Raw genomic sequence first — 24,674 nt, forward strand, 5'->3', positions numbered from 1 at the left:
GGCCCCGCCCGCGTGACGACAGACGACAACCGATTCCTGCCACTGCTCGCGAACCGCGACCCCGACGCACCCCTTGCATGGCGCGCGGGCGTTCCCGTGAGCGCGCGCCAGTTCCTGGCCGACGTGGCCCGCTTCGCTCCCACGCTCCCCGCGGAGGGCGATGCCGTCAATCTCTGCGGCGACCGCTATGCCTTCGCGGTGAGCCTCGGCGCGGCGCTGGTGCGCGGCCGCGCGAGCATGCTGCCGCCCGACGCGCGGCCCGACACGATCTCGCGGCTGCTCGAATCGCACGGCTCGCCGCTTTTCGCGCACACCGACGCCTCGCACATTCAGACGCCGGGTATCGGGCGCCTGCTGCTCGAAGGACTGGCCGGCCCCGCGGATGATGCTCCCGTGGACGTGCCGCGCATCGACGCGGGCATGCACGCCGCGAGCCTGCTGACTTCGGGCTCCACCGGCGTCCCCCAGCCGCACGCCAAGACCTGGCGCACGCTGGTGGGCGACGTGGCCGTGGCCGTCAAGCGCCTGTGCCGGGTGCTGGAGCGCCCGACGCTCGAAGGCCTGACCCTGGTCGCCACGGTGCCGGTGCAGCACAGCTACGGCCTGGAGTCGTCGGTGCTGCTGGCGATGCTGGGCGGCGCGGCCTTCGAGAGCGGCCGGCCGTTCTTCCCGGCCGACGTCGCGAAGACGCTGGCCTCGGTGCCGCGCCCGCGCGCGCTGGTGACCACGCCGTTCCACCTCAAGACGCTGCTGCTCTCGGGCATCGAGCTGCCGCCGGTCGACCTGATCCTGTCGGCCACCGCGCCGTTGTCCCCGCAGCTCGCGCAGCAGGCCGAGCAGGCGATGGGCGGCGTGCTGCTCGAGATCTACGGCAGCACCGAGTCGGGCCAGGTCGCCACGCGCCGCACCACCGACAACGAGATCTGGGAAACCTTCGGCGAGATCCGCGTGCATGCCGAGCCCTCGGCCGACGGCGGGCCCGAGCGCTTCATCTTCAGCGGCGACTTCATGCCCGAGCCCACGCCCATGGCCGACGTGCTCGAGCTGCTGGACGAGCGCCGCTTCCGGCTCTTCGGCCGCGCCAATGACCTGATCCACGTGGCGGGCCGGCGCAGTTCGCTCGCGCACCTGAATTTCCACCTCAACAGCATCCCCGGCGTGGACGACGGCGCCTTCTGGCTGCCCGACGAGGTGGCCGACGGCGTGGTGCGGCCGGTGGCCTTCGTGGTCGCGCCCACGCTGTCGGCGGGCGAGATCATCGCCGCGCTGCGCCAGCGGCTGGAGGCGGTTTTCGTGCCGCGCCGCGTGGTGCAGGTGAAGTCCTTCCCGCGCGAGGGCACGGGCAAGCTCACCGTGCGGGCACTGCGCGAATTCGCGCTGGCGCAGCTCGCGGAAGACGATACGCCGGTGCAGATGGCCCATGCGGTGCCGGCCGATCACCCCGTGTTCGCCGGCCATTTTCCGGGCCAGCCGCTGCTTCCCGGCGCGCTGGTGCTGGCCGAGGTGATGGAGGCCATCCGCCGCGTGCCGGCGCTGGTCACTCGGCTGGGCGGGCATCCCACGCTGGCAGCGGCCAAGTTCCTCGCGCCCGTGCGTCCCGGCGCCGTGCTCTCCATCGAACTGAACCCCGAGGCCGGCGCCTCCCGCGGCGTGCGATTCGACGTTCGCTGCGACGGCGTGGTGGCTGTCACCGGCCGCTGGACCGGCGTGCAAGAGTCGGGCTGATGAAGCACACCGACGTCGAGAGGCGCGCCCTGGATGAGGCTTCCCGCAACGGCCAGACGGAACCCAAGGGGGAGCGTGGCGAGGGCGGCGACTGGGCACGCGCGCCAGAGCGCAGCAACATGCTCGCGCTGCGCTTCATCGTGATGATGGCGCTGGTGTTCGGCCGGCACATCACGCGGCTGCTGCTGCCGCCCATTGCCCTGTACTTCCTGCTGTTCGCACCGGCGCAGCGCCGGCACATCAAGCGCTACCTGTTCCGCGCCATCGGGCCGCATGCGGGCTGGGTCGACGGCTTCCGGCTGCTGCATGCCTTTGCCTCGACGGTGCTCGACCGCGTGTATTTCCTGCGCGGGCGCATGGACCTGTTCAAGGTGAAGATCCGGGGCAACGAGCCGCTCGACCTCGAGATGGCGAACGGGCGGGGCGCCTTCCTGCTCGGCGCCCACGTCGGCAGCTTCGAGGCGCTGGGCGCCTGCAAGCAGCAGACGCACCAGCGCCACTTGCGCGTCGCGATGCTGATGTACCCCGACAACGCGCGGCGCATCACCGGCATCCTCAACGCCATCGCGGTGCCCGAGCTGCGCCCCCACGTCATCGCGCTGGGCCGGCCACATTCGATGCTGGAGCTTCGCGACTGGCTCGACAGCGGCGGCATGGGCGGCATGCTGGCCGACCGCACGCTGCCCGGCGGCGAGGAGCAGCCCGCGCACCAGCGCGGCAACAACATCGTGCTGCCTTTTCTCGGGCAGCCCGCCGTCTTCAACGACGGTCCCTTCCGCCTGGCCGCGCTGCTGCGCCGCAAGGTGTTCTTCATGGCGGGTCTCTACGACGGCGGCGCGCGCTACGATGTCCGGTTCGATCCGCTGGCCGATTTCGGCGAGCGGGCCGCCAGCCCGGCGGAGCGCGAGCAGCGCATCCGCGCGGCGGTCGAAGCCTACGTGGCGCGCCTGGAGGCGATGTGCCGTGCGTACCCCTACAACTGGTTCAATTTCCATGATTTCTGGCTCGAAGATGCGGCTTGACCGGCTCTGCAGGGCATTCGTGCTCGCGCTGGCCTTCTGCGCCGTGCCGGCCTGGGCTGCTGCATTCGACCTGCCCGAGCTGATGACGCTGCTGGCCAAGCAGAAGAGCGGGGAGGCCCGCTTCACCGAGCAGCGCTTCGTGCACGGCCTCGAAGGCCCGCTGGACGCCAGCGGCACGCTGAGCTTCGACGCGCCCGACAAGTTGGTGCGCCGCACGCTGTCGCCGCGCGTCGAGACGATGGCGGTCGAAGGCAACACGCTCACGCTCTCGCGCGGCGGTCGCAACCGCACGCTGGCGCTCGACAGCATGCCCGAACTGCTCGGCCTGGTCGAAGCGATGCGCGGCACGCTGACGGGCGACGGCGCCACGCTGCAACGCTACTTCCGCAGCACCGTGTCGGGCTCCGCCGCCAGGTGGACGCTCGACCTCGCGCCGCTGGACAGCCGCCTTGCCGCCCAGGTGCGCAGCATGCGCATCAGCGGCCGCGCGAGCGACGTGCTCGGGCTCGAGATGGAATTCGTCGGCGGCGACCGCTCGGTCATGAACATCACGCCGGGCGCCGCCGGCCCCGGGCCGGCTCCAGCGCCGGCCGGCGCTCCCGGACGCACCACGCCGTGATGCAGCCGGGGCAGCTGCAGCAGGCGGGCGGTCCGCCGGCCTGGAGGCGCAGGGCGGCCGTGCTGCTGGCATGGCTGCTGGTGCTGCTGTGCGGCGTGGTGGTCATCGCGCGCACGCAGATCGGCGCCGATCTCTCGGCCTTCCTGCCCAAGAGCCCCGACGTGCGCCAGCGCGTGCTGATCGAGCAGCTGCAAAGCGGCGTCGCCTCGCGCACGCTGATGCTGGGCATCGAAGGCGGCAGCACGGCGCAGCGGGCCACCGTGTCGCGCGCGGTTGCGAAGGAAATGCGCGAGAGCAAGCTCTTCGAGCTGGTGCAGAACGGCGACGTGAGCGACTGGAGCGACAGCGGCACCTGGGTGTTCCAGCACCGCTACCAGCTCTCGCCGGGCATGAACCCGGGGCATTTCACCGTCGAGGGCCTGCGCGACGCGATCAACGAGACTCTGTCGATGCTGGGCACGCCGGCCGGCAACGTGATCAAGCCCTTCCTCGACCGCGACCCGACCGGCGAGACGCAGCGCATCGCCATGGAACTGGTGCCGGCCAGCTCGCCGCGCAGCGAGGACGGCGTGTGGATGTCGCGCACCGCGCCGCGCGCGCTGATGATCGCCACCACGCGCGCCGCCGGCAGCGACCTCGACGCGCAGGCCGTCGCCATCGCCCGCGTGCACTCGGCCTACGAGGCCGCGACGCGCGGCATGGGCGCCGAGGCTCCCAAGCTGCTGCTGAGCGGCCCGCCGGTGTTCTCGGTGATGAGCCGCGACAAGATCAAGACCGAGGCGATCCATCTCGCCGTGGTGGGCGGCATCGTCATGGGCGGGCTGCTGCTTCTGGCTTTCGCCTCGCCGCGCGCGCTGGTGATCGCCTTCCTGCCGGTGGCCACCGGCGTGGTGATCGGCACCGCGAGCGTGAGCCTGGTGTTCGGCTCCGTGCACGGCCTCACGCTGGGCTTCGGCAGCACCCTGATCGGCGAGACGGTCGACTACGCCATCTACTACCTGATCCAGGCGCGCCAGGTCGGCGCGGGCGCGGTGGCCGGTACCGGCTGGCAGCGCTGGCGCGACCTGAACTGGCCCACCGTGCGGCTGGGGCTGCTGACCTCGGTGTGCGGCTTCGCGGCGCTGGTGTTCTCGGGCTTCCCGGGGCTGGCGCAACTGGGCGTGTTCTCCATCGCCGGGCTCGTCTCGGCCGCGTTGGCCACGCGCTACGTGCTGCCGGTGCTGGCGCCCGATGGCGCCACCGGCATGGGCATGCGCCGCTACATGGCGCAGCTGGCAGGCGCGCTGGTGCGCGGCCTGCCGCGCCTGCGCTGGCCGCTGGCAGCGCTGGGCGTGGCGGCGCTGGCGCTGGTGCTGTGGCAGGGCGGCCACCTGTGGCGCGCCGACCTCGGCGCCATGAGCCCGGTGCCCAAGGCTTCCCAGCAGCTCGACGAAATGCTGCGCAACGACATCGGCGCCAGCGACGGCGGCGTGCTGGTGGTCGCCTTCGGCGACGACGAGCAGGCCGCGCTGCGCCACACCGAGGCGGCCGCCGCGAAGCTGGATGCATTGGTCGACAGCGGCGAACTGGTCGGCTACGAGACCGTCACCCGCGTGCTGCCGAGCATGGAGGTGCAGCTCGCGCGCATCGCGGGCCCGCCCGATGCCGCGACCCTGCGCGCCAACCTGGCCGAGGCCACCAAGGGCCTGCCGCTGCCGGCCTCGCGGCTCGAGCCCTTCCTCGCCGACATCGAGGCCGCGCGCAAGCTGCCGCCGGTGCAGCGCGCCGAACTGGCCGAGGGACCGCTGGGGCCGGTCCTGAACACGCTGATGTACCAGCGCCCTGGCGGCGGCTGGGGCACGCTGGTTGTGCTGCACCCCGGCGCGAAGTTCGACCAGGGCCGCCTCGAAGCGGCGCTGGCGGGTCTGCCCGAAGTGCAGGTGGTCGACGTGGGGCGCGAGCTGGCCAGCCTGTACCAGCGCTACCTGCACGAGGCCTTCGTGCAGGTGCTGCTCGGCGCGCTGGCGGTGGTGGTGCTGCTCGGCATCTACCTGCGCTCGTGGCGCCGGCTGCTGGCCGTGTGCCAGCCGCTGCTGTTCGCGGTGGTGCTCACGCTGGGCGGCATGGCCGTGCTGCAGGCGGCGCTGGGCATCCTGCACCTGGTGGGGCTGCTGCTGATCGTGGCGGTGGGCTCGAACTACGCGCTCTTCTTCGACCAGCTGCGCACGACCGGCAGGGCCGACGAAGACACGCTGGCCTCGCTGATGCTGGCCAACCTGACGACCGTGGTGTCCTTCGGGCTGATCGCGATTTCCGACATTCCGGCGCTGTCGTCCATCGGTCGGGTGGTCGCGCCGGGGGCGCTGCTGGCGCTGCTGCTGTCGGCGGCTTTCGCGCGGCGAGTGGGGCCTTCGAAGGCTCCACGCAGCGCATGAGGGGAAAATCCAGCGCCATGTCTTCCGCTCCCGCGTCCACCAACGAATCCTGGCCCTGGCCGCCGGCCATCCGCGCCAGCGCGGCCTGGCACGCGGCAGCCATCGGCGCGGGCGTGCTGGTGCCGGGGGCCTTGCCGTGGGCCGTGGGCGCGATCGTGCTGAACCACGCGCTGATCACCGGCGCGGGCCTTACGCCGCGCAGCAGCCTGCTGGGCCCGAACGTGACGCGGCTGCCCGAGGCGGCCGCGGCGCGGCGCGAAGTCGCCATCACCATCGACGACGGCCCCGAGCCCGAGGTCACGCCACGCGTGCTCGACCTGCTCGATGCGCACGGCCAGCGCGCCACCTTCTTCTGCATCGCCGAGCGCGTGCTGGCGCAGCCGGCGCTGGCGCGCGAGATCGTCGCGCGTGGCCACAGCATCCAGAACCACACGGCGCGGCACCGGCACAACTTCTCGTTTCTCGGGCCGCGCGGGTTCGCGGCCGAGATCGCGCGGGCGCAGGACATCCTCGCCGAGGTCACCGGCCAGCGCCCGACCTGTTTCCGCGCGCCGGCCGGCCTGCGCAACCCGTTCCTGGAACCCGTGCTGCACCGCCTCGGCCTCTCGCTCGTGAGCTGGACGCGGCGCGGCTTCGACACCCGCGAGGGCGACGCCGCCAAGGTGATGGCGCGCCTGAGCCGCAACCTGCAGGCGCGCGACATCCTGTTGCTGCATGACGGCAACGCCGCGCGCACCGCTGCGGGACAACCTGTTTTGCTGGAGGTATTGCCCTTGTTGCTCGAACGCCTGCGCGCCGATGGACTGCGCTCCGTGACCCTGCCGGAAGGGCTGAAACCATGAACGCCACGATGTCGCCTTCGCTTTCGACCGAGGTCGCGTGGCGCGAACTGCACGAGGCCGCCACCATTCCGTACAAGAAGGGTGGCAACTTCGCCTGGCACTTCGCGCGCGGCAAGCTGGGACGCGACCCGGTGTTCCGCGGGCTGCTCGAACGCCGGCTCTTCGGCGCGCAGCACCAGCGCGTGGTCGACATCGGCTGCGGCCAGGGCCTTTTCGCGAGCCTGCTGGCCTCGATGAGCGCGATGCAGAAGCAGGGCCGCTGGCCGTCGTCGTGGGACGCCACGCCGCACGGCGCGGACTACACCGGCATCGAGCTCATGCCCAAGGACGTGGCGCGCGCCGAGGCCTCCATCGGCCACCTGGAGCCCACGCCCCGGCTGGTCTGCGCCGACATGTGCAAGGCCGATCTGCCCGAGTGCGACCTCGTCGTGATCCTCGACGTGCTGCACTACGTCAACCTCGAAGCGCAGGAGGGCGTGCTGCTGCGCGTGCGCGACGCACTGCGCCGTGGCGGCAACCCGCACGCGCGGCTGCTGCTGCGCGTGGGCGATGCGTCCAGCCGGCGCGGCTTCGCCATCAGCCAGTGGGTGGACCGCACGGTCACGCGCATCCGCGGCCACAAGGTCTCGCCGACCTGGGGCCGTCCGCTGGCCGAGTGGACGGCTGTGCTGGACCGCCTGGGCTTCCGCGTGCAGAGCATTCCGATGAGCGAAGGCACTCCCTTCGCCAACGTGCTGCTGGTGGCCGACCTGGAGCCGGCCGCTTGACCGCGCCACAGACGCTCGACCGCGCGGGCATCGCCCTGCGCATTCCGCACAGCGGCAGCATGTGCCTGCTGGAGCGGCTCGAAGGCTGGGACACCGAATCCATCCGCTGTACCACCACCACCCACGCGCAGGCAGACAACCCTCTGCGCACCGAAAGCGGGCTGCTGGCGCCGAACGCCATCGAATACGCCGCACAGGCCATGGCCCTGCATGGCGGCCTGCTGGCAGAGGAGGGCAGCGCGCCGTCGGCCGGCTTTCTCGCGAGCGCGCGCAACGTGAAGCTGGCGGTGGCGCGGCTGGACGACGTGGCCGGCGCCCTGCAAGTCGGGGCCCGGCGCCTGTCGGGCGACGACCGGCAGATCCTCTATGAATTCACGGTGGCGGCCGAGGACGGCCGCATGCTGGCCGAAGGCCGCGCCGTGGTGGTCCTGAACACGCCGCTCGCCGCGGCAGCACAAGAAAGCACGCCGTCTCCATGAGCCTCGAAGGAAAACGCGCACTGATCACGGGCGCCAGTGGCGCGCTCGGCGCCGCCATGGCCGAGCGCCTGGCGCGCGACGGCGCCACGGTGCTGCTGCACGCCAATTCGCGGCCGGAGGCGGTCGAGCAGCTGGCGGCATCGATCGCGGCCGCGGGCGGCAAGGCCGAATGCCACGTCTTCGACCTGTGCAGCGACGAGGCGTCTGCTGCCGCCTGCGCGCGCATCCTCGAAGGCGGGCCGGTGCAGATCCTCGTCAACAACGCGGGCGTGCACGACGACGCCGTGCTGCCCGGCATGCGCGCCGACCAGTGGCACAAGGTGATCGACGTGTCGCTCAACGGCTTCTTCCGCGTCACGCAGCCGCTGCTGCTGCCGATGATGCGCACACGCTGGGGGCGCATCCTGAACATCTCGTCGGTGGCTGCCATCGCGGGCAACCGCGGGCAGGTCAACTACGCCGCGGCCAAGGGCGCGCTGAACAGCGCGACCAAGGCGCTGTCGCTCGAAGTGGCCTCGCGCGGCGTGACGGTGAACGCCATCGCGCCGGGGATCATCTCGTCGCCGATGGCCGATGCGGTGTTCGACCCCGCCGTCATCAACCAGATGGTGCCGGTGAAGCGCGCCGGGACGCCGCAGGAAGTGGCGGCGCTGGCCTCGTTCCTCGCGAGCGAGGGTGCGGGCTACATCACGGGGCAGGTGATCTCGATCAACGGCGGGATGATCTGAGGGACCCTGCTCCGGAACACGGCGGCGGCTACTGCGGCGTGATGTCTCCGGTCGCCTTCCACCTGGCGATCCGCGTCATGTGGTACTGCAGGTAGAAGATGGCGAAGAAGAAGGTCATGGCTGCGGAGAGCCTGAGTCCGATCGGTTCGACATTGTTGTAGTGCTCGATCATCGAGCGCCTCATCGAGTAGCACCCGCAATAGAAGAGCACGTACGACAGGATCTGCAGCAGCAGGTCACGCCCTTGGTTGCCCGAGGAGTCGGAGGCGCTGTCCATCAGGCCCCCGATGACCGCCAGGATCATGTAGCCGATCAGGTACAGGGTCGCATTGGATCGAGGATCGATCTTGCGCACCCAGGTCGACTGGATGAACGGCCAGACGAGGGCAAAGATGCCGAAGCTCAGCACCGTGAACAACAGGACCAGCGCCCAATGCAGCCTGGGCGGCAGGTCCTGTCGCGGGACCACGGTCTGCTTTCCGTAGGAGGACGGCGGCGCGGCGTAGCCCGGCACCGCGGGCACCTGCTGCGGCGGCAAGGGAGGTGGCGAGACGGCGGCAGGCGCACCGGGCTGCGTCGCCCGTTCGCCGAACATCTGCAGGGCCGTCTGCCATTCGGCCATGCCCTCGCGCCAGACCATGTCCGTGGCGGCGATGTTGCCCCGGGCATAGAGCGCCCTGGCCTCGCTCTCTTCGTAGGGGCCGAAGGCCTGGCCGTTCCGGTTGACGTGGATGTGCAAGGCGAATCTCCCTCTTTCTGTTCTTGTGGGATCTAGGGTCTGCCCGAGCGCGCGCAGCCTCGACCGACCGGGCGAAGGCTCAAAGGGGCAGCGTGTCGAAGGCCGCGTAGGCCGTGGCCAGCCACGACTTCACCCGCTGGCGCTCCAGCAGGCCCAGCGCATGCGGGCCGTCGCGGTCGTTCACGGCCTTCCAGAAGCTGGTGTTCTGCGCGTCGATCTTGCGCATGCTCGCGTCGTGCAGGCGCGGCAGGGCGATCACGCGGGCGCCGTTCGCGGTGGCCTTCGAGAGCGACTGCGAGCCCAGCAGCATGCCGAAGTCGCTGCCGCGTCCGTAGTTCTGCACCACGATGTAGTTAGGGCGGTTGCCGAAGGTGTCGATCAGCGTGCCGAGCAGGTCGGTCGAGTCCTTGCCGTCGTCCAGCACGTGCCAGAAGTTGACGGTGACGCCGATCTCGGCGAACACGTCGAAGAGGTCCGATTCCTTGATCCAGCGCGCCAGCGGCGCCAGCGTCTGCGCCGCGAGGTCGACGATCACGCTCTGCTGCGGGTTGGTCTCGAAGCCGTTGACGACCGTGTCCAGGCCCTCGAAGCTGTCGACCACCACCGGCGAGGCGAAGCCTTCGTAGAAGCGGGTGAACGAGCTGTGCGAGCGGTCGGTGTCGAAGCCGGTGAAGGGCCGGCTGTGGTCGATGAAGTACTGGGCCAGCACCCGCGCGGTGACCGACTTGCCTACACCGCCTTTTTCGCCGCCGATGAAGTTGATGGAGCTCATGAGTTGCTGCTGCCTCGCATGGGTTGAGGAAGAGAGGGGGAGGGCCGGGCCATTCTAGGGGGCGGTTTTCTGCTTCGGCTTGCCACCCGCGGCCATCGCGTAACGGCGTGCAGCAAGAGACGCGCCCGCCCGGCTCATTTGGGCACGAGCGTGAACAGGGGCATGACCACCCCCATCACCCAGTTCTGCCCGAAGTCGAGCGCGGCCCGGCGGTATTTCTCGTCCGCCTGTGCAGCCATGAGGTCGAGTCGCGCAACCACCTTCGACAGTTCGCGGTCGGCCACGAGATTGCGGCCGCGGTCGCTGATCTCGGTAGCCAGCAGCAGGGGCTGGCCGTCGGGGCCGGTCTTGGAGGAGATGAGCCACAGCGAGATCTCGAAGTTGCGCGCGGCCCGGAAGCTGTTTTCGGCGTTGACGCCGTCGAGCATGGTCTGGTCCCAGGTGTCGCCGTTGGCCTGCTTGAGCATGGTGGCCCAGCCGTAGACCAGCGCCGCGACGCGGTCGCCCTGGTAGCCCTGCGGCGTGGTGTCGAAGGCCATGCGGATGGCGTCGATGCCGCTGGCGCCCTTGAGTTCGGGCAGCGGCGGGCCCTTGAGCACGGCGTCCCAGGCGCGCTGGGTGGCTTCGTCCATGCTGGCGGCCGACTTGCGCCATTCGCGTGGGTTGCGCTTGTAGAGCGTGCTCTGCACCCGCCGCACCGACTGCAGGTTGTCGCGCAGCGAGAGATTGGCGATGCGGTTGGCGCCGGACTGCAGCCATTCCTGGTTGGTGTAGGGCTCGGCGCGCTCGGTGTCGCGCATCGACGAACAGCCGGCCATGCCGACCAGGGCGGCGAGCAGAACGGCAAGTCGGGTGGCCATGCGCGCCGGGCGGCGGGCCCATCGTGCGGCGAGGGGTGGAACCGGGGAATCGTGCATGCCCTGACGTTATCATCCACGGCTGGGGCGGCGGCCTGCTGCAAGCTGCGGGCCCGTGCAATTTTCCTTACAAATCAATACCTTGGCTCTACAGCCAAGGCAGGCCGACAAGTCGTGCGTCTTAATTCCATCAAGCTATCGGGCTTCAAGTCGTTCGCCGAACCCACCAACTTCATGCTGCCGGGCCAACTGGTGGGCGTCGTCGGGCCCAACGGCTGCGGCAAGTCGAACATCATGGATGCGGTGCGCTGGGTGCTCGGCGAATCGCGCGCCTCGGAGCTTCGCGGCGAGTCGATGCAGGACGTGATCTTCAACGGCACGACGACCCGCAAGCAGGCCAGCCGTTCGAGCGTGGAACTGGTGTTCGACAACGCCGACCACCGCGCCGGCGGCCAGTGGAACCAGTTCGGCGAAATTGCGGTGCGCCGGGTGTTGACCCGCGACGGCACCAGCAGCTACTACATCAACAACCAGCCGGTGCGTCGCCGCGACGTGCAGGACGTGTTCCTGGGCACCGGCCTCGGCCCGCGCGCCTACGCCATCATCGGGCAGGGCACGATCAGCCGGATCATCGAATCCAAGCCCGAGGAACTGCGCCTCTTCCTCGAGGAGGCCGCCGGCGTCTCCAAGTACAAGGAGCGCCGCCGCGAAACCGAGAACCGCCTGGGCGACACGCGCGAGAACCTCACGCGAGTGGAAGACATTCTTCGCGAACTCAATGCCAACCTCGAGAAGCTCGAGAAGCAGGCCGAGGTGGCCGCCCGCTACAACGCGCTGCAGGGCGATGCCACGAAGAAGCAGCATCAGCTGTGGTTCCTCAAGCGCAGCGAGAGCAACGCCGACCAGGCGAAGATCAAGGCCGATTCCGAGCGCGCGATCAACGACCTCGAATCGCGCACGGCCGACCTGCGCCACATCGAGGCCGAGCTCGAAACCGTGCGCCAGGCCCACTACGGCGCCGGCGACCAGGTCAACCAGGCGCAAGGCAAGCTCTACGAGGCCAGCGCCGAAGTCGGCCGGCTCGAAGGCGAGATCCGTTTCGTGGTCGAGGGCCGCCAGCGCGTCGAGCAGCGCCTCGTCCAGTTGCGCGAGCAGATGGGCCAATGGGGCCGCCGCCGCGAGGAAGCAGAAGCCGAGATCGAGACCCTGGCCGGCGCGGGCGTCGATGCCGAGGAGCAGGCCATCATGCTGGCCGCACAGCTCGAGGAGCACGATGCGCGCATGCCCGAGCTCGAAGAGGCCGTGCAGCGCGCGCAGGACGAAGCCAACGCCCAGCGCACGACCGTGTCGCAAGTGCAGCAGCAGATCCAGGTGCTGGCCGCCGACCAGCGCAACATCGAGGAACAGAGCCGCCAGCTCATGCAGCGCAGCGAACGCCTGCGCGCCGACCAGAACGCACTGGCCGCGCCCGACGAGGCCCGCCTGCTCGACATGCAGGAGCAGTACGCGATGGCGCAGGAGGCGGCGAGCGAATCCGATGCGCGCCTGCAGGAGCTGCTCGAAGCCGTGCCGCAGCTCGACGACGATCGCCGCACGAAGCAACAGGCCGTCAACACCGAGGGCGCCCGCCACGCCGAGTTCTCGGCCCGCCTGGAGGCGCTGCGCGCGCTGCAGGAAAAGGTCAAGACCGACGGCAAGCTGGCCCCCTGGCTCGCCAAGCACGGCCTCGACGGCCTGCAGGGCCTGTGGAGCCGCATCCACATCGAGCAGGGCTGGGAGAACGCGCTCGAAGCGGCACTGCGCGAGCGCCTGGGTGCGCTCGAGGTCAGCAGGCTGGAAATGGTCCGCGCCTTCGGCAACGACGCGCCGCCCGCCAAGCTGGCCTTCTACAGCCCGCCGGCCGCCAGCACGCCCGAGGGCTCGGCCGCGCTGCCGCGCCTGTCGAGCCTGCTGCGCCTGAACGATGCAGGCCAGCAAGCCCTGCTGAACGACTGGCTGCACGGCTGCTACACCGCCGCGAGCTTCGAGGAAGCGCTGGCCCAGCGCGGCTCGCTGCAGCCGGGCGAGGTCATCTATGTGCGCAGCGGCCATGCCGTGTCGGCGCACAGCGTCAATTTCTACGCGCCCGATTCCGAGCAGGCAGGCCTTCTGGCCCGCCAGCAGGAAATGGAAAACCTGGAGCGCCAGCTGCGCGCCCAGACGCTCATCACCGAGGAAGCGCGCACCGCGCTGGTCCGCGCCGAAGCCGCGTATGCCGACGCCGCCTCGCGCCTCGTCACGGCACGGCGCGAAGCCGCCGAAACCCAGTCGCGCGCGCACGAGCTGCAGGTCGAGACGCTGCGCATGACGCAGCTGGCCGAGCAGACCCGCGCCCGCAGCCAGCAGTTGGCTTCCGACATCGGCGAAGTCGATGCGCAACTCGAGGAGCTGCAGGAAAGGCGCATTGCCGCCGAAGGCCGCTTCGAGGAACTCGACATGCAGCTGGCCGACAGCCAGGAACGCCATGCCGAGCTCGACGAACGCGTGATCGAGGCCACCCGCGCGCTGGCCGCGAGCCGCGAGCAGCACCGCAGCCTCGAGCGCCAGGCGCAGGAGGCCACCTTCTCGCAGCGCACGCTCGAAGCACGCCGTGCCGAACTCAACCGCTCGATCGAGACCGCCGCGCAGCAGACCGTCGCGCTGACCGACGAGGACGAGCGCGCCCGCGCCGAGCTGAGCCGCCTGTCCGACGCCGCCGCGCAGGCCGGCCTGCAGGACGCGCTGTCGCTCAAGCTCGAACGCGAAGCCGCGCTGGGCTCGGCACGCAGCCAGTACGACGACCTCACGCTCAAGCTGCGCGCCAGCGACGAACGCCGCCTGCAGCTGGAGCGCGAGCTCGATCCGCTGCGCCAGCGCATCACCGAGTTCCAACTCAAGGAGCAGGCCGCGCGCCTGGGCGTCGAGCAATACCAACAGCTGCTGGACGACGCCGGTGCCGACCTCGAAGCCGTCGAGCAGTCGATCGAGAACGACAAGGTGAAGCTCACGGGGCTGCAGGGCGAAATCGACCGCCTCAACCGCGAGGTGGTCGCGCTCGGCGCGGTGAACCTGGCGGCGCTGGACGAACTGGCCATTGCCAGCGAGCGCAAGACCTTCCTCGACGCCCAGTCGGCCGACCTGAACGAAGCCATCGGCACGCTGGAAGACGCCATCCGCAAGATCGACGCCGAGACACGCGACCTGCTGGGCGGCACCTTCAAGATCGTCAACGAGCACTTCAGCCGCATGTTCCCCGAGCTCTTCGGCGGCGGCAACGCCAAGCTCATGATGACCGGAGACGAGATCCTCGATTCCGGCGTGCAGGTGATGGCGCAGCCCCCGGGCAAGAAGAACCAGACCATTCATCTGCTGTCGGGCGGCGAGAAGGCGCTCACGGCCATTGCGCTCGTGTTCGCCATCTTCCAGCTGAACCCGGCGCCTTTCTGCCTGCTCGACGAAGTGGACGCGCCGCTGGACGACGCCAACACCGAGCGCTATGCCAAACTCGTCTCTGCCATGAGCCGCGAAACCCAGTTCCTCTTCATCAGCCACAACAAGATCGCCATGGAAATGGCCGAACAGCTGATCGGCGTGACGATGCAGGAGCAGGGCGTGTCGCGCATCGTGGCTGTCGACATGGAGTCGGCGGTCTCGATGGTCGAAGCCGCATAAGCCGGGCGGCAACGATCCATGAGCAATCTCACACTCGCCCTGGCAATCTTCGGCGGCCTCGTTCTCGCGGCCGTTGTCGGCTACGAGGCCATGATGTCGCGCCGCAACGCGCCCCGCCAACCCGATGCAGTCGACGTCGCGCTCGACGAGGCCGAGCGCGCGCTGGCCGCTGGCGATGACGGCGTGGAGCCGGTGCTGCACGCCGATCCGAACAAGGTGCAGGGCTCCGACCGGCATGAGCCGCTGTTCGACCCCGATCTTCCTGCGCCCAGCGGCGTGCCAGCGCCCGCGGCCGAGCGCCGCGGCGGGCTCGATCCGCTGATCGACGTGATCGCGCCGATCTCGCTCGACGGCCTGGCCTCGGGCGACGCCGCCATCGCCGCCATGCCGCCCACTCGCCGCGCGGGCAGCAAGCCGGTGGCCATCGAGGGCCTGAACGAACACACCGGCCAGTGGGAGCCGCCCGTGCCCGGCCAGCGCTACAGCGCCTTCCAGGTCGGCGTGCAGCTGGCCAACCGCACCGGGGCGCTCAACGAGATCGAGTACTCTGAGTTCGTGGTCAAGGCCCAGGCCTTTGCCGATGCCGTCAACGGCGCGCCCGAGTTTCCCGAGATGCTCGACGAGGTGGCGCGCGCCCGCGAGCTCGACCAGTTCGCCAGCGCGCACGATGCGCAGCTGGGCTTCGTGCTGCGCGCGCTGCATGCGGCCTGGAGCCCGGGCTACGTGCAGCAGAACGCCGCGCGCCTCGGTTTCGTGGCTGGCATCATCCCGGGCCGCATGGTGCTGCCGACCAGCGAGGCGGGCCTGCCGCCGATCCTCGGGCTGGCCTTCGACACCCAGGCCGCGCTGGCCGACGATCCGGCCCAGTCGGCCATCCGCGAACTCAGCCTGAGCCTGGACGTGCCGCAGGTCGACCGTGCCGAGGAACCCTTCCGCCGCATGCGCGAAGCCGCCGCCACGCTGGCGCGCGAGATGGACGGCGTGGTCACCGACAGCGACGGCCAGCTGCTGCGCGACGAGACCATGGACGTGATCGGCGCCGACCTCGAACAGCTCTACGACACGCTCGACGGGCGCGACCTTGCGGCGGGCTCTCCGCTGGCGCGGCGGCTCTTCAGCTAATCCGATTCCTCCCCGGGAGACACCATGACGACGCGCGACGAAGCGGCACGCGAAGCCGCCGCACTGAGCGAACAGCTCCACAGGCACGCCCATCTCTACTACGTGCTCGACGCGCCCGAGCTGCCGGACGCGGAGTACGACAAGCTCTTCCAGCGCCTGCAGGCCATCGAAGCCGAGTTTCCCGATCTGCGCACGCCCGATTCGCCGACCCAGCGCGTGGGCGGCAAGGTGCTCGACGGCTTCGTGAAGGTGCGCCACAAGGTGCCGATGCTGTCGATCCGCACCGAAACCGACATCACGCCCGGCGGCGCCAGCGCCTTCGATGCGCGCGTGCGCCGCGAGCTTGGCTTGGCCGAGGACGGCCCGCAGGTGAGCTACGTCTGCGAGCTGAAGTTCGACGGGCTGGCCATGAACCTGCGCTACGAGAACGGCGTGCTGGTGCAGGCCGCGACGCGCGGCGACGGTGAGGTGGGCGAGGAGGTCACGCAGAACATCCGCACGGTGCGCGAGATTCCCTTGCGCCTCGACGGCAAGGCGCCGCCGGTGGTCGAGGTGCGCGGCGAGGTCTACATGAAGCGCGCGGATTTCGACGCGCTGAACGAACGCCAACGCCAGAAGATCGCCGAGGGGCAGAAGAACGAGAAGGTGTTCGTCAATCCGCGCAATGCGGCGGCCGGTGCGGTGCGCCAGCTCGATCCGGCGATCGCGGCGGCGCGGCCCCTGAGCTTCTTTGCGTATGGGTTGGGCGAGGTCACGCCGGTGGCCGAGGGCGGGCCCGACTGGCCGACGCAATTCGACTGGCTGCAGCAGTTCCATGAATGGGGCTTCCCCGTGGCTACGCAGACTGCTCGGGCTACCGGTGCTATCGAACTCATAGCGTTTCACGAGAACATCGGACGCCAGCGCGACGCCTTGCCCTATGACATCGACGGCGTGGTCTACAAGGTGGACAGCATCGAACTGCAGCGGCAGCTGGGCTTCGTCTCTCGCGAGCCGCGCTGGGCCGTGGCCCACAAGTACCCGGCGCAGGAGCAACTGACCGAGGTGGTCGGCATCGAGATCCAGGTCGGGCGCACCGGCAAGCTCACGCCGGTGGCCAAGCTGGCGCCGGTGTTCGTCGGCGGCGTGACCGTGACCAACGCGACGCTGCACAACGAGGACGAGGCCCGCCGCAAGGACGTTCGCGTGGGCGACACGGTGATCGTGCGCCGCGCGGGGGACGTGATTCCCGAGGTGGTCGGCGTGGCACCGGACAGCCTGGCCAAGCCGCAAGAGCAGCGCGGCGCCGTCTTCACGATGCCGCACAAGTGCCCCGTGTGCGGCTCGGAAGCCGTGCGCGAGGAGGGGGAAGTCGATTACCGCTGCACCGGCGGCCTGTTCTGCGCGGCGCAGCGCAAGGAGGCCATCCTGCACTTTGCGGCGCGCCGCGCCGTGGACGTCGACGGGCTGGGCGACAAGCTGGTCGAACAACTCGTGGATTCGAACCTGATCCGCACCTTGCCCGACCTCTACAAGCTGGGTTTCACCACGCTGGCGGGACTGGATCGAATGGCGGAGAAGTCGGCGAAGAACCTCGTCGATGCCCTCGAAGCCTCGAAGAAGACCACGCTGCCGCGCTTCCTGTTCGGGCTGGGCATCCGGCACGTGGGCGAGTCGACCGCGAAGGACCTGGCCAAGCATTTCGGCAAGCTGGATTCGATCATGGACGCGACCGAAGAACAGCTGCTCGAGGTGAACGACGTCGGCCCGGTGGTGGCGCAGAGCCTGCGCACCTTCTTCGACCAGCCGCACAACCGCGAGGTGGTCGAGCAACTGCGCGCCTGCGGACTGGCCTGGGAAGAGGGCGAGCCGGCCGCCAGGGCGCCGAAGCCGCTGGCGGGACTGACCTTCGTCATCACCGGCACCCTTCCTACGTTGAGCCGCGACGAAGCGAAGGATAAATTGGAGGCGGCCGGCGCGAAGGTGTCCGGCTCGGTCAGCAAGAAGACCCACTACCTGGTGGCCGGCGAAGAGGCCGGGAGCAAGCTCGAGAAGGCGCGCGAAGCCGGCGTGGAGATCATCGACGAGGCGCGTATGCTGGAGATCCTCGCCAATGGCGTTTTGGCGGCCTGAACGGGGCGCAGTCGGCAAAGGCGGCCAGTCCTCTTTACCGGCCGTTACGCGACTTCATCGGAGCGCAGTCAACAGGGTCTAAAACCTGGCGTTGAAAGCTAATTGAAGGCCACAAGGAGAGTCCCTCATGAAAAAAATTCGAGTTCTCGGTGCCCTTGCTGCAGCCGGTGGCGTCGTGCTGCTGTCGGGCTGCGTGGGCGTGCCCGCCGATCCCTACTACGGCGGGGGCTATTCGTCGGGGCCTTACTACAGCGAGCCTGCGCCTGTGGTGGTGCCGGCGCCGGTCTACATCAACGGCGGGGCCTACTACGAGCGGCGTCCGCGCTACTACGACAGGCCTTACTACGATCGTCCGGGCTATCCGGCACGCCCGCCGGTCTGGGGTGGCGGTGGCCGGCCGGTAGCTCCGCCGGTGGTGGTGCCGCCCCGGCCGCCGATCGCTGGTGGCGGTCCGGGTTCGATCCCCACACCACCGCGCGGCAACGCGCGACTGTGGACTTCTCCCGACTCCAAGACTCAGACCCCTCCCTGATTCCCCGTCGGGAGTGGAGAACTGGAGCCATCGCGATAATCCCGCCATGGCCATCCGCGAAATCCTGAAAATGGGCGACCCCCGGCTGCTGCGAATCGCGCAGCCGGTCGCCGCCTTCGATACCGACGAGCTGCACATGCTGGTGCGCGACATGTTCGAGACCATGCATGCTGTCAATGGCGCCGGCCTTGCCGCGCCGCAGATCGGCGTCGACCAGCAGCTAGTGATCTTCGGCACCGACGTCGTGAATCCGCGCTATCCCGATGCGCCACCGGTGCCGCGCACCGTGCTGCTGAACCCCATCATCACGCCGCTGAACGACGATGAAGAGGAGGGCTGGGAAGGGTGCCTGTCGGTGCCGGGCCTGCGCGGCGTGGTGCCGCGCTTCGCCAACATCCGCTACTCCGGGTTCGACCCGTATGGCGATCCGATCGAGCGGGTCGCCACCGGTTTTCATGCGCGCGTGGTGCAGCATGAAGTCGACCATCTCCTGGGCAAGCTCTACCCGATGCGGGTGCGCGATTTCTCGCGCTTCGGCTACACCGAGGTGCTGTTCCCGGGCCTCGATGCTGCCGACGACGATTGAGCCGGATCGGCTCAGTTGTACTTGCTGCTCAGTGCGAAGCGGCCGCCACCCATGAAAGCGAGGCCGAGGGCCGCGGCCAGGAACATGCCCTGCAGTTCGAGCGCCCAGCCGCCTTGCTTGCCGAGCGCGCCCAGTTCCTTCGTATGGACCAGCGCGATCGCCACCACCATGTTGATGGCCACGATCCAGGCCGCAGGCCGCGTGTAGAGGCCGACGATCAGCAGCACCGGCGCCACCACTTCCCCGACGTAGACCAGGTAGGCCAATGCGCCCGGCAGCCCGTGCTGGGCCAGCATGCCGGAGATGAAGCCGACGCCGCCTTGGAGCTTGGCGATGCCATGCAGCAGGATCAGCACGCCAAGCGAAACGCGCAGGATGAACTTGCCGGTGTCGTCGGATTTGACCATTGTGTGGATTCCCATTGAGTGGTTGTTGAAGGGCCGTATGGTAGTGAACCCTGGGCCTGTCGATCCAGCCTTGTGCGGCGCATATGCATCCAACCCGGAGTTCTTTGGCAGAGTCCGGCGTCGGCCCGTACACTGCCTTTTGCTTACCGTTGTTGAGGAGAACACCAATGATGAACAAACGATTCCGCCCGGCACTGCTCGCAGGCGCCTGCATCGCCGCCATGGCCTTCGCTGCTCCGGCCTTTGCCGGCAAGACGCTCGACGCGGTCAAGCAGCGCGGCACCGTCAAGTGCGGCGTGACCAACGGCGTGGCCGGCTTCTCGGCGCCCGACACGCAGGGCAACTGGTCGGGGCTGGATGTCGACACCTGCCGCGCCATTGCGGCGGCCGTGCTCGGCGACGGCAAGAAGGTCGACTTCGTGCCGCTCAACTCTCAGCAGCGCTTCTCGGCCCTGCAGGCCGGCGAGATCGACATCCTCGCGCGCAACACCACCTGGACGCTCACGCGCGACGCCTCGCTGGGCTTCAACTTCACCACCATCACCTACTACGACGGCCAGGGCTTCCTGGTGCCGAAGAAGCTGAAGGTGACGAGCGCCAGGCAGCTGAAGAACGCCACCATCTGCACCCAGTCGGGCACCACCAACGAGAAGAACGTGTCGGACTACTTCCGCGCGCAGGGCATTCCGGTCAAGACCGTGGTGTTCGAGAGCTTCGAGGCCTCGTTCAAGGCCTTCTTCTCGGGCCGCTGCCAGGCCTTCACGACGGACGCCTCGGCGCTTGCCGGCCTGCGCAACAAGGAAGCGACCAACCCCGACGACTACATCATCCTGCCCGAGCTGATCTCCAAGGAGCCGCTGGCGCCGCTGGTGCGCCGCGGCGACGACGAGTGGTTCGCCATCGCCAAGTGGGTGCCGAACGCGCTCATCGAGGCGGAGGAGTTCGGCATCACCCAGGCCAACGCCGACGAGCTCAAGGCCAGCAGCAAGGACCCTGCACAGCAGCGCCTGCTGGGCAGCGGTGAAGACCTCGGCAAGCTGCTGGGCCTGGACAAGGACTGGTCCTTCCGCGCCATCAAGGCCGTGGGCAACTACGGCGAGATCTTCGAGCGCAACGTCGGGCCCAAGTCGGTGCTGAAGCTGCCGCGCGGCTCCAACAACCTGTGGAGCAAGGGCGGCCTGATCTACGCACCCCCCGTTCGATGAACGACCGGGCCTCGCGCCGCGGGGTCTGGCTGGCCTGGGCCGTCCAGGCCCTGCTGGTGCTGGCCGTGGTGGCCGGCGCTGTCTGGGTGGTGCACCACGCGCTCGAAGTGCTGCGTGCCCGCGGCGTGCGATCGGGCTTCGACTTCCTGACCGAGCCCACGGGCTTTTCCATCAGCGAAGGCTGGCTCGACTTCGATGCCAGCCAGCCATTCTGGCGCGCCTTCCTCGCGGGGCTGATCAACACGGTGCGCGCGGCGGTGCCGGCGGCCATCTTCTCGGTGGTGCTGGGCACGCTGATCGGCATCGGCCGGCTGGCCCCGCATGTGCTGCTGCGCGGCATCTGCACCGCGTATGTCGAGCTGGTGCGAAACGTGCCGCTCTTGGTGCAGCTGCTGATGCTGGCTTTCGCGATGGCGAACCTGCTGCCCGATCCGACGGAGCCGGTACGGCTGCTCCCGGGCGTATGGCTGAGCAAGGGCGGCCTCAGCGTGCCGTGGCCGATGATGGGCGAGGGCGGCCTGCATTTCGAGCTTCCAGAGCGCGGTGATTTCGGCGTGAGCGGTGGCGCGGCGCTGAGCCCGGAATACGTGACCATCGTGGCCGGCCTGAGCCTCTATTCGGCCGCCTTCGTGGCCGAGATCGTGCGCGCGGGCATCCTGTCGGTGCCCCAGGGGCAGGTGCTGGCGGGGCAGGCGCTGGGGCTGTCGCCGGTGCAGCAGCTGCGCATCGTCGTGCTGCCGCAGGCCCTGCGGGTGATCGTGCCTTCGCTCACCAACCAGATCCTGAGCCTCACCAAGAACTCGTCGCTGGCGGTGGCAGTGGGCTATCCGGAACTGGTATCGGTGGCCAACACCACCATCGGCACGAACGGCCGGGCCTTCGAGTGCATCGCGATCATCATGGCGGTCTACCTGATGCTGTCGCTGGTGATCTCCTTCGGCATGAACCGCTACAACGCGCGCGTCGCATTGCGGGGCTGGCGATGAGGAATGCCGCGCGGGGGCCGATCGCCTGGCGCAGCGAACTCTGGGGTTCGCCGCTTCGCGCGGTCGCGACGCTGCTGCTGCTGGCGTTGTTCGCCTGGATCGGCTTCCACGTCGTCGAATGGGGCGTCGTGCACGCGGTGTTCCGTCCCGATGCCGAGGCCTGTCGCGCGGTGCAGCATGGCGCCTGCTGGGGCGTGGTGGCCGAGAAGTGGCGGCCGATGCTGTTCGGGCGTTTTCCGTACGAGGAACAGTGGCGTCCCGCCGTCGCGGTGATCGTGCTGTCGGCCGTGACGATGCTCAGCGCCTGGCCACGCAGCTGGCGCTGGTGGCTGGTGCCGCTGTGGGTCGTCGCGCTGCTGCTCTTCGTGCTGCTGATGCGCGGCGGCGTACTGGGCCTGAGCCATGTGCCCACCGGACGCTGGGGCGGCCTGCCGCTGACCATCGGGCTCGCGGTGGTGGGGCTGGCGCTGGCCTTTCCACTCGCGCTGCTGCTGGCGCTGGGGCGGCGCTCCGGATGGCCCGTGGTGCGCACGCTGAGCGCGAGCTACATCGAGCTGGTGCGCGGGGTGCCGCTGATCTCGGTGCTGTTCATGGCCTCCTTCCTGCTGCCGCTGCTGTGGCCGGCCGGGTGGCAGCCCGACGTGCTGGTGCGCGTGCTCGCGGGCCTGGCGCTCTTCGTGGCCGCGTACCTTGCGGAGATCATCCGCGGCGGCCTGCAGGCTGTGCCGCGCGGGCAGACCGAAGTGGCGATGGCGCTGGGCTTCGGCCGCTGGCCGGTGCAGCGCGACATCGTGCTGCCGCAGGCGCTGCGGCTCGTCGTGCCCGCGCTGACCAACAACGTGGTCGGCACGCTGAAGGACACTTCGCTGGTCACCGTGGTCGGGCTCTTCGAGCTCACGGGTGCGCTGGGGCTGGCGTTGGGCGGCGACCCGACCTGGCGGCCGTTCTACCTCGAGGGCTATCTCTTCATCGCTGCGGTCTACTGGTTGCTGTGTTTCGGGCTCTCGCGCTACAGCGTGTGGCTCGAAAAGCGGCTGTCGGCCGCGCCCTGACCGGTGGCGCCGCCGGCTCCTGTACACTCCGGGGCTTCATGTCGAGCCAACGCTTCCCCTTCGCATCCTTCGCAGCCCCCATGGGCCGCATGATGCCGCCTGCCTCCGCGCAGGCGATGGTCGTTGCCCGAATGATTACCACCATTACCACCGCGGCCACCTGAGCACGCGCAGGTGGCCGTTCCGGCAGCCACCTGGTGTATCGCTCTCTCCCCGAACGAATGAACCCAGCTCTGGCAGCTGGGTTTTGTTTTTTCGTCAGGAGTTGTCCATGTACCGCGATCCCGTTGAATCCCTAGAGCCCTTGCACCACCGCCATGCGGCCATTCGTACCCTGCGCGTGGGAATGATCGGCATCGGCACCGTGGGCTCGGGCACCTTCCGCGTGCTGGCGCGCAACCGGGCCGACATCGCCGCGCGGGCGGGCCGGTCCATCGAACTGGTGATGGTCGCCGCGCGCAACCTGGAGCGAGCGGCCGGCGTCGTGGGAGACAGCGTCGCATTGACGGCCGACGCGATGCAGGTCGCAACGCATCCCGACGTCGACGTGGTGGTCGAAGTGGCCGGCGGCACCGGCCCGGCGCGTGACTGGGTGCTGGCCGCCATCGCGCACGGCAAGCACGTGGTCACGGCCAACAAGGCGCTGCTGGCCGTGTACGGCGCCGAAATCTTCGCCGCCGCGCGCGAGAAGGGCGTGATCGTGGCTTACGAGGGCGCCGTGGCCGTCAGCATCCCCATCATCAAGGCGCTGCGCGAAGGCCTTGCCGCCAACCGCATCGAATGGGTGGCCGGCATCATCAACGGCACCACCAACTTCATTCTGAGCAAGATGCGCGACGAGGGCCTGGACTTCGCCGCCGCACTCGCGCAGGCCCAGGCGCTGGGCTATGCCGAGGCCGACCCCAGCTTCGACATCGAGGGCATCGACGCGGCCCATAAGCTGACCCTGCTGGCGGCCAACGCCTTCGGCATGCCGCTTCGCTTTGCCGACGCGCAGGTCGAGGGCATCACCGCGCTGCAGGGCGTGGATGTGGCCTGCGCCGAGCAGATGGGCTACCGCATCAAGCTGCTCGGCGTCGCGCGCCGGCAGGCGGCCGGCGTCGAGTTGCGCGTGCAGCCGGTGCTCGTGCCGGCCACGCACCTGATGGCGCAGGTGAGCGGCTCGATGAACGCCGTCATGGTGAAGAGCGACGCAGCCGGCCTCACGATGTATTACGGCGCGGGCGCCGGCTCGGAGCAGACGGCTTCCGCCGTGATCGCCGACCTGGTCGACGTGGCGCGTCTCGATGGCGTCCATGCCGCTCAGCACGTGCCGCACCTTGGCGTCCATGCGCATGCGACCAACGCGCTGGCCGTGCTGCCGCGCGCAGCCGTCCACACATCGCACTACCTGCGCGTGCCGGTGCATGCGGTCAATCAGATCCAGGCCGTCGCGGCCAGTCTCGCGGAGCAGAAAGTGCCGGTGCGCCAGGTCGCGCTGGCGGCCGAGCGGCCCGGCACGGGGCCTCAGGTGCTGGTGCTGACCGGCCCGGTGGAGCAGGGCACGCTCGACCTGGCTGTGCATGCGCTGCAGGCGCGCGCCGAGGTGGCAGGCGCGGTCACGACCCTGCGCGTGGAGTCGCTGGAAGGCTGAGCGCGCTCAGCTCGGCATAGCCGGTGAGCGGATCGAGCGTTCGCGCGAATCGCCAGTCGGGCAGCACGGCGACGAGGATCTCGGCCGTGGTCCGCACGACGCACCCCGGCGCCGCATGCCCGCCGGAGACACGGCCCTCGGCATCCGACACGCTGATGTGCAGATGCGATCCGTCCGGCGACAGGCTGCCCGCCAGCGTGAGGATTTCCAGGTCGCCCTCGATGCGGGCCGGCGTCGGCGCACCCGCGAACCGGATGCTCGCGCCGCTCAGGCTGCCGATGCCCGAGACGACGAAGGCCGCATCGCTCCCGCTTCGGCCCAGCGCCGAATCGAGCGAAGCGCGCAGGTCGTCGCCCGGGTTCAGCCGCAGCACCAGCGTCCGCAT

22 protein-coding genes are annotated in these 24,674 nt (G+C 69.4%); 17 read left to right on the forward strand and 5 right to left on the reverse strand.

What is annotated here, in order from left to right:
• The first annotated feature begins 12 nt into the window (after positions 1–12).
• From ACAM57_RS14995 to fabG, 8 genes are read left to right on the forward strand one after another with little or no spacing between them, the layout of a single operon-like run.
• On the forward strand, positions 13–1,725 hold the full coding sequence (locus tag ACAM57_RS14995; RefSeq protein WP_369662202.1) for an AMP-binding protein: 1,713 nt from the start codon (positions 13–15) through the stop codon (positions 1,723–1,725).
• Positions 1,725–2,747 (forward strand): acyl-CoA synthetase, encoded by a 1,023-nt coding sequence (locus ACAM57_RS15000; RefSeq protein WP_369662203.1) that lies wholly within the window; start codon positions 1,725–1,727, stop codon positions 2,745–2,747. Before ACAM57_RS14995 ends, ACAM57_RS15000 begins: the two co-directional genes overlap by 1 nt.
• Positions 2,719–3,366, forward strand: coding sequence for a LolA-related protein (locus ACAM57_RS15005; RefSeq protein WP_369662204.1), 648 nt, complete (start codon positions 2,719–2,721; stop codon positions 3,364–3,366). The genes ACAM57_RS15000 and ACAM57_RS15005 overlap by 29 nt, the downstream gene beginning before the upstream one ends.
• Positions 3,366–5,780, forward strand: coding sequence for an MMPL family transporter (locus ACAM57_RS15010; RefSeq protein WP_369662441.1), 2,415 nt, complete (start codon positions 3,366–3,368; stop codon positions 5,778–5,780). Before ACAM57_RS15005 ends, ACAM57_RS15010 begins: the two co-directional genes overlap by 1 nt.
• 17 nt (positions 5,781–5,797) lie before the next feature.
• Positions 5,798–6,622 carry a polysaccharide deacetylase family protein gene (locus tag ACAM57_RS15015; protein ID WP_184637646.1) on the forward strand — a complete coding sequence of 275 codons (825 nt, stop codon included), beginning with the start codon at positions 5,798–5,800 and terminating at the stop codon, positions 6,620–6,622.
• Positions 6,619–7,389, forward strand: coding sequence for a class I SAM-dependent methyltransferase (locus ACAM57_RS15020; RefSeq protein ID WP_369662205.1), 771 nt, complete (start codon positions 6,619–6,621; stop codon positions 7,387–7,389). Before ACAM57_RS15015 ends, ACAM57_RS15020 begins: the two co-directional genes overlap by 4 nt.
• Positions 7,386–7,868 (forward strand): hydroxymyristoyl-ACP dehydratase, encoded by a 483-nt coding sequence (locus ACAM57_RS15025; protein WP_369662206.1) that lies wholly within the window; start codon positions 7,386–7,388, stop codon positions 7,866–7,868. The genes ACAM57_RS15020 and ACAM57_RS15025 overlap by 4 nt, the downstream gene beginning before the upstream one ends.
• Positions 7,865–8,596, forward strand: a complete 732-nt coding sequence (gene fabG, locus ACAM57_RS15030) for a 3-oxoacyl-ACP reductase FabG (protein ID WP_369662207.1) — start codon at positions 7,865–7,867, stop codon at positions 8,594–8,596. The genes ACAM57_RS15025 and fabG overlap by 4 nt, the downstream gene beginning before the upstream one ends.
• A gap of 28 nt (positions 8,597–8,624) precedes the next feature.
• Here the strand turns inward: fabG and ACAM57_RS15035 are convergent, their stop codons facing one another.
• From ACAM57_RS15035 to ACAM57_RS15045, 3 genes are all read right to left on the reverse strand, one after another.
• A complete protein-coding gene (locus ACAM57_RS15035; protein WP_369662208.1) occupies positions 8,625–9,335 on the reverse strand; it encodes a DUF4339 domain-containing protein in 711 nt (236 codons plus the stop codon).
• A 79-nt stretch (positions 9,336–9,414) separates the two neighbouring features.
• On the reverse strand, positions 9,415–10,107 hold the full coding sequence (locus ACAM57_RS15040; RefSeq protein ID WP_126020235.1) for a mobilization protein: 693 nt from the start codon (positions 10,105–10,107) through the stop codon (positions 9,415–9,417).
• 134 nt (positions 10,108–10,241) lie between these two features.
• A complete protein-coding gene (locus ACAM57_RS15045) occupies positions 10,242–10,967 on the reverse strand; it encodes a hypothetical protein (RefSeq protein WP_369662209.1) in 726 nt (241 codons plus the stop codon).
• Positions 10,968–11,138: 171 nt separating this feature from the next.
• Between ACAM57_RS15045 and smc the strand changes: the two genes are divergently transcribed.
• From smc to def, 5 genes are all read left to right on the forward strand, one after another.
• On the forward strand, positions 11,139–14,654 hold the full coding sequence (gene smc / locus ACAM57_RS15050; protein WP_369662210.1) for a chromosome segregation protein SMC: 3,516 nt from the start codon (positions 11,139–11,141) through the stop codon (positions 14,652–14,654).
• 18 nt (positions 14,655–14,672) lie between these two features.
• Positions 14,673–15,776 carry a cell division protein ZipA C-terminal FtsZ-binding domain-containing protein gene (locus tag ACAM57_RS15055; protein WP_126020229.1) on the forward strand — a complete coding sequence of 368 codons (1,104 nt, stop codon included), beginning with the start codon at positions 14,673–14,675 and terminating at the stop codon, positions 15,774–15,776.
• 24 nt (positions 15,777–15,800) lie between these two features.
• Positions 15,801–17,888: an NAD-dependent DNA ligase LigA gene (gene ligA, locus ACAM57_RS15060; protein ID WP_369662211.1), complete on the forward strand. Its 2,088-nt coding sequence runs from the start codon at positions 15,801–15,803 to the stop codon at positions 17,886–17,888.
• Positions 17,889–18,015: 127 nt separating this feature from the next.
• Positions 18,016–18,420, forward strand: coding sequence for a hypothetical protein (locus tag ACAM57_RS15065; protein WP_126020226.1), 405 nt, complete (start codon positions 18,016–18,018; stop codon positions 18,418–18,420).
• Between the two features lie 46 nt (positions 18,421–18,466).
• Positions 18,467–19,006 (forward strand): peptide deformylase, encoded by a 540-nt coding sequence (gene def, locus ACAM57_RS15070; RefSeq protein ID WP_369662212.1) that lies wholly within the window; start codon positions 18,467–18,469, stop codon positions 19,004–19,006.
• 11 nt (positions 19,007–19,017) lie between these two features.
• Here the strand turns inward: def and ACAM57_RS15075 are convergent, their stop codons facing one another.
• Complete coding sequence (locus ACAM57_RS15075) at positions 19,018–19,413, reverse strand: DoxX family protein (RefSeq protein WP_126020222.1); 396 nt, start codon at positions 19,411–19,413, stop codon at positions 19,018–19,020.
• A 170-nt stretch (positions 19,414–19,583) separates the two neighbouring features.
• Between ACAM57_RS15075 and ACAM57_RS15080 the strand changes: the two genes are divergently transcribed.
• From ACAM57_RS15080 to ACAM57_RS15095, 4 genes are all read left to right on the forward strand, one after another.
• Positions 19,584–20,618: an amino acid ABC transporter substrate-binding protein gene (locus tag ACAM57_RS15080; protein ID WP_184638737.1), complete on the forward strand. Its 1,035-nt coding sequence runs from the start codon at positions 19,584–19,586 to the stop codon at positions 20,616–20,618.
• Positions 20,615–21,604: an amino acid ABC transporter permease gene (locus ACAM57_RS15085; RefSeq protein WP_369662213.1), complete on the forward strand. Its 990-nt coding sequence runs from the start codon at positions 20,615–20,617 to the stop codon at positions 21,602–21,604. Before ACAM57_RS15080 ends, ACAM57_RS15085 begins: the two co-directional genes overlap by 4 nt.
• On the forward strand, positions 21,601–22,656 hold the full coding sequence (locus ACAM57_RS15090; protein WP_369662214.1) for an amino acid ABC transporter permease: 1,056 nt from the start codon (positions 21,601–21,603) through the stop codon (positions 22,654–22,656). Before ACAM57_RS15085 ends, ACAM57_RS15090 begins: the two co-directional genes overlap by 4 nt.
• A gap of 271 nt (positions 22,657–22,927) precedes the next feature.
• Complete coding sequence (locus tag ACAM57_RS15095) at positions 22,928–24,289, forward strand: homoserine dehydrogenase (protein WP_369662215.1); 1,362 nt, start codon at positions 22,928–22,930, stop codon at positions 24,287–24,289.
• On the opposite strand, the gene ACAM57_RS15100 is transcribed toward ACAM57_RS15095, so the two are convergent.
• Positions 24,255–24,674: a PPC domain-containing DNA-binding protein gene (locus ACAM57_RS15100; RefSeq protein ID WP_369662216.1), complete on the reverse strand. Its 420-nt coding sequence runs from the start codon at positions 24,672–24,674 to the stop codon at positions 24,255–24,257. The two genes, ACAM57_RS15095 and ACAM57_RS15100, sit on opposite strands and share 35 nt — an antisense overlap.

It is taken from the genome of Variovorax sp. V15, assembly GCF_041154425.1.
In the GTDB taxonomy this organism is placed as follows: domain Bacteria; phylum Pseudomonadota; class Gammaproteobacteria; order Burkholderiales; family Burkholderiaceae_C; genus Variovorax; species Variovorax guangxiensis.

Bases quoted from the DNA above. Each gene is read 5' to 3' on its own strand.
- ACAM57_RS15000 (WP_369662203.1), top strand. From the start codon at position 1,725: ATGAAGCACACCGACGTCGAGAGGCGCGCCCTGGATGAGGCTTCCCGC.
- ACAM57_RS15005 (WP_369662204.1), top strand. From the start codon at position 2,719: ATGATTTCTGGCTCGAAGATGCGGCTTGACCGGCTCTGCAGGGCATTC.
- ACAM57_RS15010 (WP_369662441.1), top strand. From the start codon at position 3,366: ATGCAGCCGGGGCAGCTGCAGCAGGCGGGCGGTCCGCCGGCCTGGAGG.
- ACAM57_RS15015 (WP_184637646.1), top strand. From the start codon at position 5,798: ATGTCTTCCGCTCCCGCGTCCACCAACGAATCCTGGCCCTGGCCGCCG.
- ACAM57_RS15020 (WP_369662205.1), top strand. From the start codon at position 6,619: ATGAACGCCACGATGTCGCCTTCGCTTTCGACCGAGGTCGCGTGGCGC.
- fabG (WP_369662207.1), top strand. From the start codon at position 7,865: ATGAGCCTCGAAGGAAAACGCGCACTGATCACGGGCGCCAGTGGCGCG.
- ACAM57_RS15040 (WP_126020235.1), bottom strand. From the start codon at position 10,107: ATGAGCTCCATCAACTTCATCGGCGGCGAAAAAGGCGGTGTAGGCAAG.
- ACAM57_RS15045 (WP_369662209.1), bottom strand. From the start codon at position 10,967: ATGGCCACCCGACTTGCCGTTCTGCTCGCCGCCCTGGTCGGCATGGCC.
- ACAM57_RS15055 (WP_126020229.1), top strand. From the start codon at position 14,673: ATGAGCAATCTCACACTCGCCCTGGCAATCTTCGGCGGCCTCGTTCTC.
- ligA (WP_369662211.1), top strand. From the start codon at position 15,801: ATGACGACGCGCGACGAAGCGGCACGCGAAGCCGCCGCACTGAGCGAA.
- ACAM57_RS15065 (WP_126020226.1), top strand. From the start codon at position 18,016: ATGAAAAAAATTCGAGTTCTCGGTGCCCTTGCTGCAGCCGGTGGCGTC.
- def (WP_369662212.1), top strand. From the start codon at position 18,467: ATGGCCATCCGCGAAATCCTGAAAATGGGCGACCCCCGGCTGCTGCGA.
- ACAM57_RS15075 (WP_126020222.1), bottom strand. From the start codon at position 19,413: ATGGTCAAATCCGACGACACCGGCAAGTTCATCCTGCGCGTTTCGCTT.
- ACAM57_RS15080 (WP_184638737.1), top strand. From the start codon at position 19,584: ATGAACAAACGATTCCGCCCGGCACTGCTCGCAGGCGCCTGCATCGCC.
- ACAM57_RS15085 (WP_369662213.1), top strand. From the start codon at position 20,615: ATGAACGACCGGGCCTCGCGCCGCGGGGTCTGGCTGGCCTGGGCCGTC.
- ACAM57_RS15090 (WP_369662214.1), top strand. From the start codon at position 21,601: ATGAGGAATGCCGCGCGGGGGCCGATCGCCTGGCGCAGCGAACTCTGG.
- ACAM57_RS15095 (WP_369662215.1), top strand. From the start codon at position 22,928: ATGTACCGCGATCCCGTTGAATCCCTAGAGCCCTTGCACCACCGCCAT.
- ACAM57_RS15100 (WP_369662216.1), bottom strand. From the start codon at position 24,674: ATGCGGACGCTGGTGCTGCGGCTGAACCCGGGCGACGACCTGCGCGCT.